The 14,985-nt window shown below is 73.7% G+C and carries 8 protein-coding genes; 3 read left to right on the forward strand and 5 right to left on the reverse strand.

Annotation, left to right across the window (positions count from 1 at the left end; all coding sequences use genetic code 11):
* Nucleotides 1-108: 108 nt before the first annotated feature.
* Nucleotides 109-1,353 carry a copper resistance D family protein gene (locus OG702_RS11295; protein WP_327288729.1) on the reverse strand — a complete coding sequence of 415 codons (1,245 nt, stop codon included), beginning with the start codon at nucleotides 1,351-1,353 and terminating at the stop codon, nucleotides 109-111.
* 265 nt (nucleotides 1,354-1,618) lie between these two features.
* On the opposite strand from OG702_RS11295, the gene OG702_RS11300 reads away from it, so the two are divergent.
* Nucleotides 1,619-2,026, forward strand: a complete 408-nt coding sequence (locus OG702_RS11300; RefSeq protein ID WP_327288730.1) for an SRPBCC family protein — start codon at nucleotides 1,619-1,621, stop codon at nucleotides 2,024-2,026.
* A gap of 36 nt (nucleotides 2,027-2,062) precedes the next feature.
* Here OG702_RS11300 and OG702_RS11305 read toward each other — a convergent pair whose 3' ends face one another.
* From OG702_RS11305 to OG702_RS11315, 3 genes are all read right to left on the reverse strand, one after another.
* Nucleotides 2,063-3,475: a cytochrome P450 gene (locus tag OG702_RS11305; RefSeq protein WP_327288731.1), complete on the reverse strand. Its 1,413-nt coding sequence runs from the start codon at nucleotides 3,473-3,475 to the stop codon at nucleotides 2,063-2,065.
* 119 nt (nucleotides 3,476-3,594) lie between these two features.
* A complete protein-coding gene (locus OG702_RS11310; RefSeq protein ID WP_327288732.1) occupies nucleotides 3,595-4,647 on the reverse strand; it encodes a ParB N-terminal domain-containing protein in 1,053 nt (350 codons plus the stop codon).
* A 183-nt stretch (nucleotides 4,648-4,830) separates the two neighbouring features.
* A complete protein-coding gene (locus tag OG702_RS11315) occupies nucleotides 4,831-7,008 on the reverse strand; it encodes an MMPL family transporter (protein WP_327288733.1) in 2,178 nt (725 codons plus the stop codon).
* A gap of 272 nt (nucleotides 7,009-7,280) precedes the next feature.
* Here OG702_RS11315 and OG702_RS11320 point away from each other — a divergent pair, with 272 nt between their 5' ends.
* The gene (locus OG702_RS11320) at nucleotides 7,281-8,420 is read left to right on the forward strand and encodes an OzmP (protein ID WP_327288734.1); all 1,140 of its coding nucleotides are present in this window, start codon (nucleotides 7,281-7,283) and stop codon (nucleotides 8,418-8,420) included.
* 55 nt (nucleotides 8,421-8,475) lie between these two features.
* Nucleotides 8,476-11,055, forward strand: coding sequence for a type I polyketide synthase (locus OG702_RS11325; RefSeq protein WP_327288735.1), 2,580 nt, complete (start codon nucleotides 8,476-8,478; stop codon nucleotides 11,053-11,055).
* Nucleotides 11,056-11,438: 383 nt separating this feature from the next.
* Here the strand turns inward: OG702_RS11325 and OG702_RS11330 are convergent, their stop codons facing one another.
* Nucleotides 11,439-14,960, reverse strand: a complete 3,522-nt coding sequence (locus tag OG702_RS11330) for an amino acid adenylation domain-containing protein (protein ID WP_327288736.1) — start codon at nucleotides 14,958-14,960, stop codon at nucleotides 11,439-11,441.
* Between the last annotated feature and the right edge of the window lie 25 nt (nucleotides 14,961-14,985).

The raw sequence follows: 14,985 nt of genomic DNA on the forward strand, positions 1-14,985 counted from the left end.
CCGCCGATGTGACGGGACGGGGGTGTCGCCGGCCGCCACACCCGTCACCCGGAGCTCCGCTCACCACACCGCCGACGATACGGGGCGGCCGCCTCCCGTGGGGGCCGGTCACGACACGGCCACCGCCGGCTGCGGAGTGACCGGGGCGTTGCGGCGGCGGGCCAGCCGGCCGGAGACGAGGTAGGCGGCGACCATCACCGCGATGACCACGACGGTCTCCGAGGTGCCCCACACCCAGGTCGACGCGCTGACCTCCTTGGCCGGGATCTTGGGCAGGTCGTCGGCCGAGACCGCGCCCGCGTGCTTCGCCGCGTCGGCCTGGAACGCCTGGTTGCGCGCCGAGCCGTGCAGGAAGGGGGCGACGAAGACGACCGCCATGCCGAGCAGCGTCTCGGCGGTGACCGTGGCGGGGAACCTCCTGACCAGGATGCTGTGCAGCGGCCGGTCGTCGCCGGCGGCACGCAGCGCGTCGATCCGCGGGTGCAGCCAGAACTGGTTGAAGGCGCCGAGCAGCAGCAGGGTGCCGAAGATGAGGATCTTCACGCCGAGCACCCGGCCGTACATGGTGGAGGTGAGCTGGGACAGCCCGTCGACGTGCTCCCAGTAGAGGAACAGCCCGGACAGGGCTATCGCGGCCACGCAGGTCATGGCGGCGGCGGAGAAGCGGCGTATCGCCAGGGACCAGAAGGCGCCCCGGCCGGCGGCCGGCACGGCCGCGGGCAGCGCGCCGGGCAGCAGCAGCAGGAGCAGCCCCGCCAGGCCGCCTAGCCAGACCGAGCCGCCGAGCAGGTGCAGCATCCACATCACGGTCTCGAAGCTGGTACGCCCCCAGTCCTCGGGCACCGCGTCGGGGAATTTGGTGGTGCCGAGCGCGACGGCTCCGGCGCCGAGCCCGGCGGCCAGCAGCCACGTCCTGGCCGGGCCCGCCGCGATCCTGCGCATGGTCAGCGGTGCGAGCAGCGCGGCGCCGAGGAGGATCAGCGTCACCTCAAGACCGAGCAGGCGGCCGCCGTTGCTGCCGTCGTAGAGGGCGTCCCGGGCGGCGGTGTAGTCGTAGCCGCCGCTCGCGGACGCGCCGTGTGCGAGGTCGCTGAGGACGGCGGGCACCGCGAGCACGCCGAGGACGACGGCGGCCCGGGCGAGCCTGGCGGTCAGCGCGCCCTGGGCCGCGGCCCCGAGCGCACGGGCGGCGGGCCCGACTGCGGTCAGCGCCAGCGCGGTCAGGCCGACGAAGCCGATGAGCGTCACCCAGGTCGTCCACGTCACGGCGCTGTCCTCGAAGGGCCCGAGCGGGGTGGAAGGCGCCGCCGCCGACAGCGTCATGACGTGCGGCGACAGATCGGGCAGGGGCATGGGGAACCACCTCGGTGAGTACGCGGGGAAGCGGGCGACTTAGGTTAGGCATCCCTAACTTTCATGGTCAACGTGACGAAGCCGACGCCCGAGGCGCTGAACAGCACCCGCCCCGCCCGCGTATTCACCCGAATTCCCCGCGCGCTGCCGCGGCTCCCGGCTCCCCGCCGATGGCCGCGGCCGAGCGGAACGGTCGTGGCGTGGGACGTGGTGATGACCGTTTCGTTCATGACGCCGTGCGGCGCGGATCGGTAGCGTCGCCGGCATGGAGACTTCCGCCGCCGCATCACGGCACATCAGCACGCATATCGACCGATCCGCCCAGGACGTCTACGACTTCGCGTCGGCGCCCTCCCGGCTGCCCGAATGGGCGCACGGGCTGGGGAAGTCCGTCGAGGAGGTCGACGGTGAGTGGGTCGCCGAGTCGCCCATGGGTCGGGTGGTGGTCGCCTTCGCGCCCAGGAACGACTTCGGCGTGCTCGACCACGACGTCACGCTGCCCTCCGGGCAGACCGTGCACAACCCGGTACGGGTGATCGCGGACGGCGGCGGCTGCGAGGTGGTCTTCACCCTGCGACGGCTTGCGGGGACGAGCGAGGAGGACTTCCGCCGTGATGCGGACGCGGTGACCGAGGACCTCGCCCGGCTCAAGCAGGTGATGGAGCGCGGCTGACGGAGGCCGCCGGTCAGCTCGCCGTACGCGGGCGCCTCAGCCGAGCAGGACCGGGAAGGTCTGGTAGCCGCGCAGCACCGCGCGGTCCCGGCGGGTCGGGGCCGCCGCCGCGGTGAGCGCCGGGAAGCGGGACAGCAGGCGGGGGAAGGCGACGGCGGCCTCCAGCCGCGCCAGGCCGTTGCCGAGGCAGACATGGGCGCCGACCCCGAAGCTCAGCGGCTTGATCGTGGTGCGGGAGGGGTCGAAGGCGTCGGGGGCCTGGTAGCGGGACGGGTCGCGGTTGGCGGCGCCGAGCAGCAGGATGAGGCGGGAGCCGGCCGGGACCGGTATGCCGGCCACCTCCAGGCCGTCCGTGAGCGCCACCCGGGAGGTCAGCTGGACCGGCGACTCGTAGCGCAGCACCTCCTCGACGAAGGCCGCCACGTCGCCGTCCGGCGACCGCAGCCAGCAGGCGGTGTCGGGGTGGTCGAAGAGCACGCCGAGCCCGTTGCCCAGCAGGTCCGTCGTCGTCTCGAAGCCGGCCACTAGCAACAGGGTGAGGTTGGCCAGCAGTTCGGACTCCGACAGCCGGCCGTCCGCCGCGTCGCGGGCCGCGAGCAGCGCGCCGACCAGGTCGTCGTCCGTGCGGCTGCCGGTGCGCCGGTCGGCGATCAACGCGGAGAAGTAACCGGCCAGTTCGGTCGCGGCCGCGTCGGCGGGCGCGAGGCCGGACGGGTCGGACATGAACTCGAGCGCCGTGGTCAGCCCGGCGGCCAGCGTACGGAAGCGCTGCCGGTCGGCGGCGGGCACGCCGAGCAGATCGCAGATGACGGTGACCGGCAGCTGGAAGGCGAACTCCGCCATGAAGTCGACGGGTTCACCGTCCGCGCCGGACTCGGCGAGCCGGTCGAGCAGCGCGTCGACGGCCGCGGCGATCATCGGTTCGAGCGCCATGACGCGGCGCTGGGTGAAGACCGAGCCGATCAGCGAGCGCACCCGGGTGTGCTCGGGCGGATCGGTCTCCAGGATCGACTGGGCCAGCAGCCCGAGCGAGGCGTGCTCCTCCCGCCGCTCGCGGGTGATCTGTGCCCCGGTGACCCCGAAGTCGGTCCTGCGCAGCACCTGGTTGACCGCGTCGTAGCCGGCCACCACGAACCAGCCGCCGCCGATCCCGGAGACCGGGCCGAGCCGGTGGGCCGCCGCGTAGAGCGGATACGGGTTCGCCCGGCCGTCGGGCGAGAGCAGTTCCATGGCGATGGTCACCGCGTCCGGCGGGGTCTCCGGCGGCGCGGCCGGCCCGGCCGCCCGCCCGTCCGCGGAGCCCGGCGCGCCGGCCCGGTCGTCAGGCTGGTCACCGGCCTGGTCGCGGGCCTCTGCGTGGGCCCGCTCGTGGGCCTGTTCGAGCGACGCCGCGAGGGCCGTCCTGCCCATCGGCGCGGGCCGCTCCGCCGGGTCGGGGACAACGGCCATGGTGGCTCCCTTCCTTGACCGGCGCCGGCCGCGCCGGCGCCGGGTCACGTGCGATCCCGCACTCTTTCGAAACACAGTGTCCTGTCAATACAGGTCGGCGGGCCCAACTGGCCGCGATATCAGCGGCGTTCGTCCAGCTCGTCGGCCAGCGTCAGCCACGCCGTGGCGCAGCTGCGGGCCAGGTCGGCGACGGGGGCGGACCAGTGGTCGGGAATGGTCCCGCCGACCCCGCGGCAGCTGTCGAGGTCCACCGCATGGTGGTGCAGCCAGCGCAGCGCCACCCGGCCCGCCTCGCTGAACCGGAGCGAGGGGTCGCTCATCAGCTTGGCCAGCAGCGCCCTGCCGTCCACCCCGGGCCCGTTGGTCGGCCGGCGCACCGGGGCGGCAGCCTCCGGCGCGGCCTCCTGCGGTTCCGGGCAGGCCCGCGGGACCAGGCCCGACGTCCCGGGCGCCTCGCGGTACTTCGCCGGGACCGGGTCCTCGCCCCGGTCGGTGCGCAGCCGGACGTCCCTGACGGTGGCGGGCGACAGTCCCGTCGCCCTGGCGATCTCCCGCAGGCCCGCGTCGGGGCGCTCGGCGATCATCACGGCCGCTTGGCGGCGCCTGGCCGCGCTGTTGAGCGGCCTGACCCTGCCGTCCCTGCCGATCCGGTCGCGCGGCTGCTGGGCCTCAGAGGCGGGCGCGGCGCGCAGCGCGGAGACGGTCTTGTCGGAGAGCCCGGCGGCCGCCGCGACAGCGCGGTCCGACCAGTTGGGGTGCAGGGCGATGATGAATTCGGCGGCGGTCCTGCGGTCCTGCGGCGAGAGCGGCAGGCCGTGGGTGACATTCGCCCGCACGGCGAGCACGAAAGCGGTCGCGGAATCGCAGTCGACCAGCCGGGCCTTGATGACGGACCGGCCGTTCAGCAGCGCTGCCCGCACCCGGTGCATTCCGTCGATCACCTGCATTGTCGCCCGGTGCACGAGGACCGGCGGCAGGTCGGCGATTTCGGCCAGCGCCCGGGTGTGCACGGGATCCTCACCGGTGGACCGCGGCGAGCCGATCAATACCAGGCGGTCTATTTCAATGATACGGATCGGGTGACTTTCCACCGAGATCCCGGGCGCCGCGTCCTTGCGCCCCGGAATGACTCCGGCGTAGTCCTCGTCCGGCATCCGGACCAGATCCAACATGTTCCCAACCCCTCGTGTCCGAATATTTTCAGGACTTTGGAACCTGCCTGTGATCTCAGGGGGAGCGTGCCGCGTCTCGGCGGCCGCTTCCGTTCCCCCGAACGGCCGGGACGTACCCGGGATGTACGCGGGACAGCAGCCGACCCCCCGGGGGAAGGGGCCGGCCGCTGTCGGTTCATGGGGTCATACCAGGTCGGGCTCTTCCACTCGCTCCTCCGGCTCCTGGGTCTCCCGGACGCCGACCCTGCCGTGCAGCTTCGCCAGCGGGCCGGGCGACCACCAGGCCGCGTGGCCGAGCAGTCGCAGCACCGCGGGCATCAGCACCACGCGGACCAGCGTGGCGTCCACGATCAGCGCGATGACCATGCCGATGCCGATCATCTTGGTGAAGACGATGCCGCTGGTGGAGAAGCCCGCGTCCACCACGCCCAGCAGCAGTGCCGCCGCGGTGATGATCCGTCCGGTGCGCTGCAGGCCGCCCGCGATCGCCCGCTGCGCGCCCGGGCCGCCCTTGCCCTCGGCGCCCGTCGGCCACGCCTCGCGTACCGCCGAGACCAGGAACAGCTCGTAGTCGGTGGCCAGGCCGTACAGGGTGGCCAGGATCAGCACCGGGACGGTGGGTTCGAGGAATCCGGTCGGGGTGAAGTGCAGCAGGCCCGACAGGTGGCCCTGCTGGAAGATCCAGATGATGACGCCGAAGGACGCGCCGATCGAGACCAGGTTCATCACCACGGCGACCAGCGGCAGCACGATCGAGCCGAAGGACAGGAAGAGCAGCACGAAGGTGGCGGCCGCCATGATGCCCAGCATCCAGGGCAGCCCGTCGCCGAGCGTCGCCAGCCGGTCCACGTCCATCGCGGGCCTGCCGCCCACCAGCACCTGTACGCCCGCGGGTTCGTCCAGCGCCCTGATGCCGCGCACCGCGTCGTAGGCGGTGTCACCGGTACGCGCTCCCCGGTAGCCGACACTGAGCATCGCCGAGGTGCCCTTGCGGGCCACGACCTTGGCGTCGGTGACACCGGCCACCTTGCCGATCCTGGCGGTGAGGTCGGTCAGCTGCGGGTCGGTGACATGGCCGGCGTAGATCTCGATCGGCGCCTCGGAGCCGCCGGGGAAGTCCGCGGCCAGCCGCTCCGAGACCACCCGCGCCTCGGTGGACTTGGGCAGCACCCGCTCGTCGCTGCCGGCGAAGTGCACCTTCATGAAGGGCGCGGCGAAGACCGCGAGGACCACCAGCACCCCCACGGTGTAGACGACCGGGCGGCGCATCACGGTGTGCGCGATCTTCTCCCAGCTGCCGCCGCCGCTCCCGGCCGCGGCCTCCCGGCGCCGCCGCCCGGGGAGGGGGACGTGCCAGGCGTTGATCCGGCGGCCGAGCACCGCGAGCAGGGCCGGCAGCACGGTCAGCGCGCTGACCATGGCCACGAAGACCGCGGACATGCCGCCGAATCCGATCGAGCGCAGGAAGACCAGCGGGAAGATCAGCAGGCTGGACAGCGCGAGCACCACGGTCAGCCCGGAGACCAGGACGGTGCGCCCCGCGGTGGCCATGGTGCGGACGATGGCCTCGGCGGGCTCGTGCTCCAGCAGTTCCTTGCGGTAGCGGCTGACGATGAGCAGCGAGTAGTCGATGGCCAGGCCGAGGCCGAGCAGGGTGATGGTGTTCACCGCGAAGGTGGACACGTCGGTGAACTCGGCGATCACCCGGGTCGCGGTGAGCGCGCCGAGGATCGCCAGGACGCCCACCAGCAGCGGCATGCCGGCCGCCACCACTCCGCTGAAGATGATGATCAGCAGTACCAGCAGGGCGGGGAATGCGATCATCTCGCCCTTGCTGATGTCCTTCTTGGCCATGTCGTCGGTGACGACCGCGAGCGGTACGACGCCGCCGACCTGCCGGGTCAGGCCGGGTGCGGCCAGCTCGGACCTGATGGCTTTGTACTGCTTGTTCTTGACGTCCTGGTCGAGGGACTTCAGGGTGATCAGGACCCCGGTGGAGTGCCCGTCCCTGGACCGCAGCGAGGGCAGTCCGCTGTCGGCGTAGGTCGTCACGTTCGCCACTTCGGGGCGGCCGCGCAGGCCGGTGACGGTGGAGCGGACGGCGTCGGCGAAGGCGGGGTCGTCCACGGTGGCGGTGCGGCTGGTGTACAGCACGACCACGTCGACGTCGCGCGCTCCGAGGTCGGCCGCGATCCGCGCCGAGGCCCGCCCCGACTCGCTGGCCGGGTCGTCGAAGCCACCGGACTTGAGGGTGTTGAAGACGCCGCCACCCCACCCGCCGCCGACCAGGACGACCGCGATACCGGCCGCGATGGCCGCCCAGCGGAACCTGACCAGGAGGCGGCCCCAGGTGGATAACATGACGACTCCCGTAGTTGTACGTCGCAACCCTCGGAGGGAGAATACCCAATGAGGGTTGTCCGCGGCAACCCATCCCGGCGGTCCTCCGCCGACTTCTTCTGACCGGGCTGTTCACCAACCGCCGCGCCGCCAGCGGAAATTACCCCGGCCCGTTTGACTGCGCGGCCTCCGCAGTTGAACCTCACGGGCCGCGTGCCGTCCGTGGTTAGTCTGGTGCGCGCCGTCGGCAGAACGGCACGTACCGTACTTCCCGTCGCCCACCAGGAGCGATCGTGACGAACTGCAATGTCTGCTCGCTGAGCGGCGACCACCCCGGAATCAGCGTCGACGCGACCGGCCTGTGCAATCTCTGCCGCCTCGATATCGCAGGCGACCTGCTGGTGAACTTCCGCTACACCAGCGGGGTATTCGCCGAATTCCAGCAGGCGCCGCCGGATCCCGACGCACGCTACGACTGCCTGTTCATGTACAGCGGCGGCAAGGACAGCACTTACATGCTGGACAAATTCGTCAACGAATACGGCAAGCGGGTGCTCGCCTACACCTTCGACGTGCCCTTCGAGAGCGCGCACGCCGCCGACAACATCCGGCTGGCGCGGGAGAAGATCGCCGCCGACTTCGTGCTGGACGCCGACGACGAGAACATCAAGAAGGTGATGCGGGAGGTCTTCAACCGGCCCGCACCGGCCAAGCCGGGCTCGTACCTGGACGAGAAGCTGCCCTGCGCCTCCTGCCGGACCTTCTTCGTGCTGCGGGCGGTCCTGCACGCCTACCGCAACGGCATCCCGTACATCGCGATGTGCGCCGACCCGCAGCAGATCCTGACCATGGAGTCGAACGTCCGGGAGATCGTCCGCGGCTTCTACCAGCGCTTCGGCGACCGGCTGACCGACGAGGTCTTCCGCGGCGAGCTGGAGCGGATCCTCTTCGCCGAGGACGACGAACTGCCCAGGATCGTCTTCCCGTTCATCGCCATGCGGCACGACTACGACCCGGACGCGATCGTCGCCGAGCTCAAGGCCAAGGGCCTCTACGAGTCCTCGCCGCTGGAGACCCACTGCACGCTCTTCCCGCTGCTGAACTACTACGCGTTCAAGCACTGGAACTGCATGTTCTACAAGCTCAACGCCGCCAGCCACGCCCGTGCGGTCCGGCGCAACGGCACCGGGACCGAGCGCTCGACGTTCAGCATCAAATTCCCGCAGGTGCTGGACATCACCCGGGTCGAGGAGCGGCTGCGCAAGGTCACCCTGGAGATCGCCGCAGGGCAGGGCGACCGCGAGCAGCAACTGCGCGAGGTGACCGGCATCTTCCGCGACCTCGACGCGGACGAGGACGCGGCGCGCTTCGTCGCCACGAGCTTCGTCGACATGCCCCAGGTCGCCGCGGACGTGGGCATCTGGCTGCCGTGAAGCGACCGCGCGGCAACCACCGTTAGCCGAGGACGACAAGAACTGAGGACCCAGCGTGGACCCTACAGACGACGTCCGGGAGTCGGACGTGGCCATCGTCGGCATGGCCTGCCGCTTCCCCGGGGCGGAGAGCACCGAGCGCTTCTGGCAGAACCTCCGTGACGGCACCAGGACGACGACGTACTTCACCGACGACGAGCTGCTGGCCGCGGGCGTCAGCCCGCGCGTCCTGGCCGACCCGCAGTACGTGAAGGCCGGGCAGATCCTGCCCGGCATCGACCAGTTCGACGCCGGGCTGTTCCGCGTCCCGCGCGACGAGGCGGAAGTCCTCGACCCGCAGCAGCGGATCTTCCTCGAATGCGCACTGACCGCCCTGGAGGACGCCGGCTGCGACCCGGACCGGCACGCGGGCCCGATCGGCGTCTACGCCGGCGTCGGGCTGAACGCCTACGCGCTGCACCAGCTGGCCGAGCGCTACCGGGACGCCTCCGAGGTCGAGCGCTACCGGCTGATGATCGCCACCGACAAGGACTTCCTGGCCACCCGGGTGTCGTACAAGCTCGGCCTGCGCGGACCGAGCGTGAACGTCGGCACCGCGTGCTCCACGTCGCTGGTGGCGGTCCACCTGGCCTGCCTGGCGCTGCTCGGCGGCGAGTGCGACGCGGCGCTGGCCGGCAGCGCGTACATCCGCTTCCCGCAGGACCAGGGCTACCTGCACCAGCCGGGCATGATCTTCTCCCCCGACGGCCACTGCCGCGCCTTCGACTCCAAGGCCCAGGGCACGGTCATCGGCAGCGGCGTCGGGGTGGTACTGCTCAAGCGGCTCACCGACGCGCTGGCCGCCGGCGACCGGGTGCACGCGGTCATCAAGGGCTCGGCGGTCAACAACGACGGCTCGGTCAAGGCCAGTTACACCGCACCGAGCATCCGGGGGCAGGCCTCCGTGATCGCCGACGCGCTCGGCGTCGCGGACTGCGAGCCCGGTACGATCGGCTACGTCGAGGCGCACGGCACCGGTACGGCGCTCGGCGACCCGATCGAAGTCGCCGCGCTGAACGAGGCGTTCGCCGCGGGCGGATCGGCCGGGCCGCGGCACCCCGTCGCGCTGGGCTCGGTGAAGTCCAACGTCGGCCACCTGGACACCGCCGCCGGCATGGCGGGACTGATCAAGACCTCGCTCATGCTGCGGCACGCCACGCTCGTCCCGACGCTGGACTTCGAGGCGCCGAATCCGGAGATCCCCTTCGCCGGGGGGCCGTTCGAGGTCAACACGGAGCTGCGGGACTGGCCGGCGCCGGAGGGGGCCGGGCCCCGGCGGGCGGGCGTCAGCGCCTTCGGGATCGGGGGCACCAACGCGCACGTCGTGCTCGAAGAGGCCCCCGCGCCGCTCCGGCCGGCCACCGGCCGACCCGGCGGCCCGGCGCTGCTGCTGGTGTCCGCGGCCACCGCGGCGGCCGCGGACCGCGCCGCCGCTGACCTCTCCCGGCACCTGCGGCGGCACGGCGGCACGCCCTTCGAGGACATCGCCGGCACCCTGGCGCTGGGCCGCCGCGTCCACCCGCACCGGCGCTTCGTCGTGGCGACCGACCCGCGCGACGCGGCCATGGCACTCGCGGTGGGCGGCCGCGAGCGCGTACCCGCGGGCGAGGCGACCGCCGAGGGCACGGCGGCGGCCTTCCTCTGCACGGGCACCTCCCCCGACGGGGGCGCCCACGCGGCGGCGCTCTACGAGCAGTCCCCGGCCTTCCGCACGGCGGTGGACGACTGCCTGGCGCAGGCGAGCGCTGACCCGGCGGTCGCGGGTTCCGTGCTTACGGCGGGCGACGCCGTGGCTGCGGCGCTTGCCGAGTACGCGACCGCGCAGGTCCTGCGGGCCTGGGGCATCGTGCCCGCCGCGGTGCTCGCTGTCGGGCCCGAGGCCTGGCGCGCGGCGGGCTGTCTGGCGGGCGCCATCTCCCCGGCGACCATGCTCGATCCGGCGGCGACGCCCCCCTCCGCGCCGAGTCCGTCCCTGCCGCTGTGGTCGGCGGGGGGCTGGACCGGCCCCGGCGGTCCGCCCGGTGGCGCCGCGGCCTCCCCCGAGGCCGCCCTGCACGGCGCCGGCTGGACCCGCCTCGACCTGGCCCCCGACTCCGCCCACGCCCCCGGCCTGCCGGCCCTGCTCGCCTCGGTGGGCCGGGCCTGGCTGTCCGGCCTGGCTGTGGACTGGGCGGCCTTCTACGCCGACCGCCCCTTCCTGCGCACCTCCCTGCCGACCTACCCCTTCCAACGCGAGCGCTTCTGGTACGACCCCGCCCCGCGCACGGCCGCCGCCACGAGCGAGCGCACGCCCCTGCGCGACCAGTTGACCGGCCGCCCGGTCGTGGTCCAGATCTCCCTGCTCACCGAATACCTCCGCGACGAGATCGGCCGAGCGCTGGGCCCCCAGCCCACGGAGGACGGTCTGCCCGACCCGGCGGCCGAACTGTTCGACCTGAACGCGGAGTCGCTAATGCTGATCGAGCTGACCGCGAAGCTCGGCGACGAACTCGCCTACCCGGTTCCGGCAACCGGCTTCATCGACTATCCGACGATCGACTCCTTCGTGGAGAACCTCTTCGAGGAGATGCAGGCGGCCGGCGCCATCGCTGACTGACCTCGGTCCCCACCGGAACGACGGTCCCCGGTCCCGAACGGGGGCCGGGGACGCCCGGCGCGGACACAGCGGTCCGAGCCGGCCGACGTGTTGAGCCGGACACCCAGCGCTCACCCACGCCCGCCGGGCACGACCGCCGCGCCGCGCGCCTGTGTCGGCGCACGCGGGAGCGCCGCCACGCCCGGGCACGAATCCAGGGACGATACGTGCCGACGCAGGCCGGCCCCACTGGCGCAGTCCGTGGCCGGGCCGAGCCACACAGCGGCCACCCACCGCGGACGCAACAGCATGCGGCGGCACGGTCGCCGCCGGCGCGCCCGCCGGGCGCGACCGCCGCGGCATGTGCCGGTGCCGGACCCTGGCGGGGAGCCGCCCGGCCGGGGTCAGGCGCGGTGGCGGCGGCGGTGCAGGAGGGTGCGGTCGATGCGCGCCGGGGTGCCGGTGCGCGCGGCGGGGGCGGGGGCAGGGGCGGTCAGGCTGGCCGCCATCGTGCGGACCGTCGGGTGGCGGAACATGTCGACCGACGTCAGGCGCAGCGCCAGCGCCGCGTTCAGCCGCTTGACCGCCTCCACCAGCAGCAGCGAATTGCCGCCCGCGTCGAAGAAGTTGTCGTCGACCCCGATGTCGTCGCGGGCCAGCACGGCGCGCCAGACCGAGGCGACCGCCTCCTCCGTCCCTGGCCTGGGACGGGCGGTCGCGGGGACGGGGGCGGTGGTACGGGGCGGGGCCGGGAGGGCCTTGCGGTCGACCTTGCCGTTGCGGGTCAGCGGGATCTCGGCCAGCGGCACGTAGAGCGCAGGGACCATGTAGCCGGGCAGGTCGCGGGCGAGGTGGCGGCGCAGCTCGGCGGAGGTGGGCGCCACCGGGCCCTCGGGGATTAGGTAGCCGACCAGCCGCCTGGTGCCCGCGGTGTCCTCGCGGGCCGCCACCACCGCCCGCCGCACCCCGGCGTGCCGCTGCAGCACCGCCTCGATCTCGCCGAGTTCGATACGGAAGCCGTCGATCTTCACCTGGTCGTCGATCCGGCCCAGGTAGTCGAGCCGGCCGTCCGCCAGCCACCGTACGAGGTCGCCGGTGCGGTAGAGGCGCCCGCTCCGGGCGAAGGCGTCCGGTACGAACTTCTCGGCCGTCAGCTCGGGACGCCCGTGGTAACCGTCGGCCACCCCGGCTCCGCCGATGTACAACTCACCCGCCACGTACGGCGGCAGCGGCCGCCCGCCCGGGTCGAGCACGTAGCAGCGGGTGTTGGCGATCGGCCGGCCGAGGGTGACCCGGTCGCCGGGCCGGATGCGGACGGCGGCCGACCAGACGGTGGTCTCGGTCGGGCCGTAGAGGTTCCACAACTCCCCGACCCGGGAGAGCAGTCCGGCCGCCAGGTCGGCCGGCAGCGCCTCGCCGCCGCACAGGGCGCGCAGCGCCGGGTCGCCCTCCCAGCCGGTGGCGATCAGCAGCCGCCAGGTGGCCGGGGTGGCCTGCATCACGGTCGGCCGCGACCGCTCCAGCCGCGCGCGCAGCGCGTATCCGTCGGAGGCCACCTGTTCGGGCACCAGCTCCACGCAGCCGCCGGTGACCAGCGGCAGGAACAGCTCAAGGCCCGCGATGTCGAAGCACACCGTGGTGACGGCCAGCAGCCGGTCGGCGTCCGTGCAGCCCGGCTCCGCCGCCATCGCACGCAGGAAGTTGGCCAGTGCGCGGTGCGCGATGCGGACGCCTTTCGGCCGGCCGGTCGAGCCCGAGGTGTAGATGACGTAGGCGAGGTCGCCGGGGTCCGGCGTCACGGCGGCCGCAGGCGGCTGCGGGGCCGCGGCCGCCTGCGTGACGTCCAACTCCCTTACGCCCAGGCCCCGCACGGCGTCCGGCAGCGGCAGCCCCCTGCCGGTCAGCAACAGGCTCACGCCCGCGTCCTCGGCCATCGCGCGGATGCGGTCGGGCGGGTAGACCGGGTCGAGCGGCACGTACGCGGCGCCGGCCTTCATGACGCCGAGCAGCGCGGCCACCAGGTCGGCGGAGCGGTCGAGGTAGACGCCGACCAGCGAGCCGCGGCGGACGCCAGCGGCGGCCATCGCGGCCGCCAGCCGGTCGGCCCGGGAGTCGAGTTGGGCGTAGGTCAGCGTCCCGTCGGCGGCGGCCACCGCGGTGGCCGCGGGGCGGCGGAGCGCCTGCCCGGAGACCAGGGCGGGCACGCACGCCTCCGGCGCGGTGCTGGTCGCGGTGGCGTTCCAGTCCTCAAGGACCTGAGTCCGGCGCGCGCCGGACAGCAGCGGCACACCCGCCACGTCGCCTGGTGCCGCGCAGAGCGCGCCGAGGAATGCCGCCATGTCGGTGCGCAGCGCGTCCGCCGCCCCCGGCTCGACCCGGTCGGCGGCGAGCAGCAGCCGGCAGCGGTCGCCGCCGGGGGCCACCACGACCTGCGCGCAGGCCCCGGGGGGCACATCCGCCGTCCCGCCGATGCCGACCACCACGGGCAGCCCCCCGCGCCCCGGCGCGCCCGCGAGCGCGGGCCGGCGGGCAGGCAGGTCGCTCAGATGCGTGTCGTCCGCCGCGGTGGCGGCGGCGACCTCGGCGCAGTAGTCGGCGAACGTACGCCCCGGCTCCGCCGCCGGTACCCGCAGGGGCAGCGTCGCCGCGAAGAACGGATCCGGCGCCCCGGACGGCCGGAACCCAACGTCGAGTTGGGGTGCGTCGGCGGTCCGCGCCAGGAAGAGGAGCACTGCCGCGAGCGCGGCCACCTCGGGCGGGGCGCCGCCGGCCGCGGCGGCGAGCGTGGCGGGAACCGACAGGTCGTAACCCTCGGCGTCCCCGGGACCCGGGGACGGGTGAGCCGGCCCGCGGGCCCCGCCTGCGTAGGGCAGTTCGTACGGACGGACCCTCGCCAGCCGGCGTGCCCAGCGGGACTCCCCCGGCCGGGTCGCCGCCATCCGCGACACCAGGGCCGCGACCGTGGCCGGGTCGGGGACGGGCAGCAGGTCTCCCGGGCGGAGGGCGTGGCGGGCGAGGAGGGCGGCGACGGGGACGGGCGTGCCGTCGGGGTCGCGGAGGTCGCCCACCGTGAGGGCCTGGTCGGCGGTGGAGACCGTGAGGCCGGTGGTGTCGGCGGCCAGCAGCGTGCCCGGGGGGCGGGCGCCGGGGGCGGCCGGGGACAGCCGGCTGCGGCCGACCACCAGGTAACCGCCGCCCGGGAGCGGGAGCTTCGCCGTGCCGAAGGCGTTCTCGCTGCGGCCCAGGGCGGCAGCGCGCACCAGCGCGTGCAGCCCCCGGCCGCCGCGCGTCCAGCGCAGCAGCCCGCCGCCCGGCAGCACGTCACCGCGGCCGTGGTAGGTGCGCAGCCGCATGTCCTGCGGTTCGGGCGCCGCCCGCCCCGCCGCGAGCAGGTCGGCGAGTTCGGCGAAGGAGTCCGTTCCGGCCTGGAAGCAGGCGGTGTTGAGGTCGTAGGCGGTGTCGTCCGGGCCGACGTCGAAGCACCGCCGCAGCAGGACGTCGCCCTCGTCGGCGCCCGCGGTCATCACGTGCCAGGTCACCCCGTGCTCGGCGGGCGACTCCAGCAGCGCCCAGCTGGTGGCCTGCACACCGGCGTGCCGTGGCAGCAGGGCGTCGTGGAAGTTGACCGCCATCCGCCGCGGCAGGTCGAGCAGCCGCTGCGGGACGATCCGCATGTTGGTGATGCTGAACAGGTAGTCGAACGGCTCACCGTCCAGGGCCGCTTCCAGGCTGTCGAGGCGCGGCAGGCTGGTGATGCCCCGCTCCCCGGCCCAGTCGCGCAAGGCCGCCTCGGGCGAGACCAGGGCCGTGACGCGGTGGCCGCGTTCCCGCCACAGGCGCACGCATTCGGCGAGCAGCGCGTGCTCGCCGACCATGACGGCGCTCAGCGGCGGTTCTGGCGGCCCGGCGGGCGGCGGGACCTGCACCGGTGGCGGAACCTGCCCCGGTGGC

It is taken from the genome of Streptomyces sp. NBC_01198 (assembly GCF_036010485.1).
Taxonomy (GTDB): domain Bacteria; phylum Actinomycetota; class Actinomycetes; order Streptomycetales; family Streptomycetaceae; genus Actinacidiphila.

What these genes read in the sequence shown, in the direction of transcription:
- OG702_RS11295 (WP_327288729.1), bottom strand. Translation starts at nt 1,353, where the DNA reads ATGCCCCTGCCCGATCTGTCGCCGCACGTCATGACGCTGTCGGCGGCG.
- OG702_RS11300 (WP_327288730.1), top strand. Translation starts at nt 1,619, where the DNA reads ATGGAGACTTCCGCCGCCGCATCACGGCACATCAGCACGCATATCGAC.
- OG702_RS11305 (WP_327288731.1), bottom strand. Translation starts at nt 3,475, where the DNA reads ATGGCCGTTGTCCCCGACCCGGCGGAGCGGCCCGCGCCGATGGGCAGG.
- OG702_RS11310 (WP_327288732.1), bottom strand. Translation starts at nt 4,647, where the DNA reads ATGTTGGATCTGGTCCGGATGCCGGACGAGGACTACGCCGGAGTCATT.
- OG702_RS11315 (WP_327288733.1), bottom strand. Translation starts at nt 7,008, where the DNA reads ATGTTATCCACCTGGGGCCGCCTCCTGGTCAGGTTCCGCTGGGCGGCC.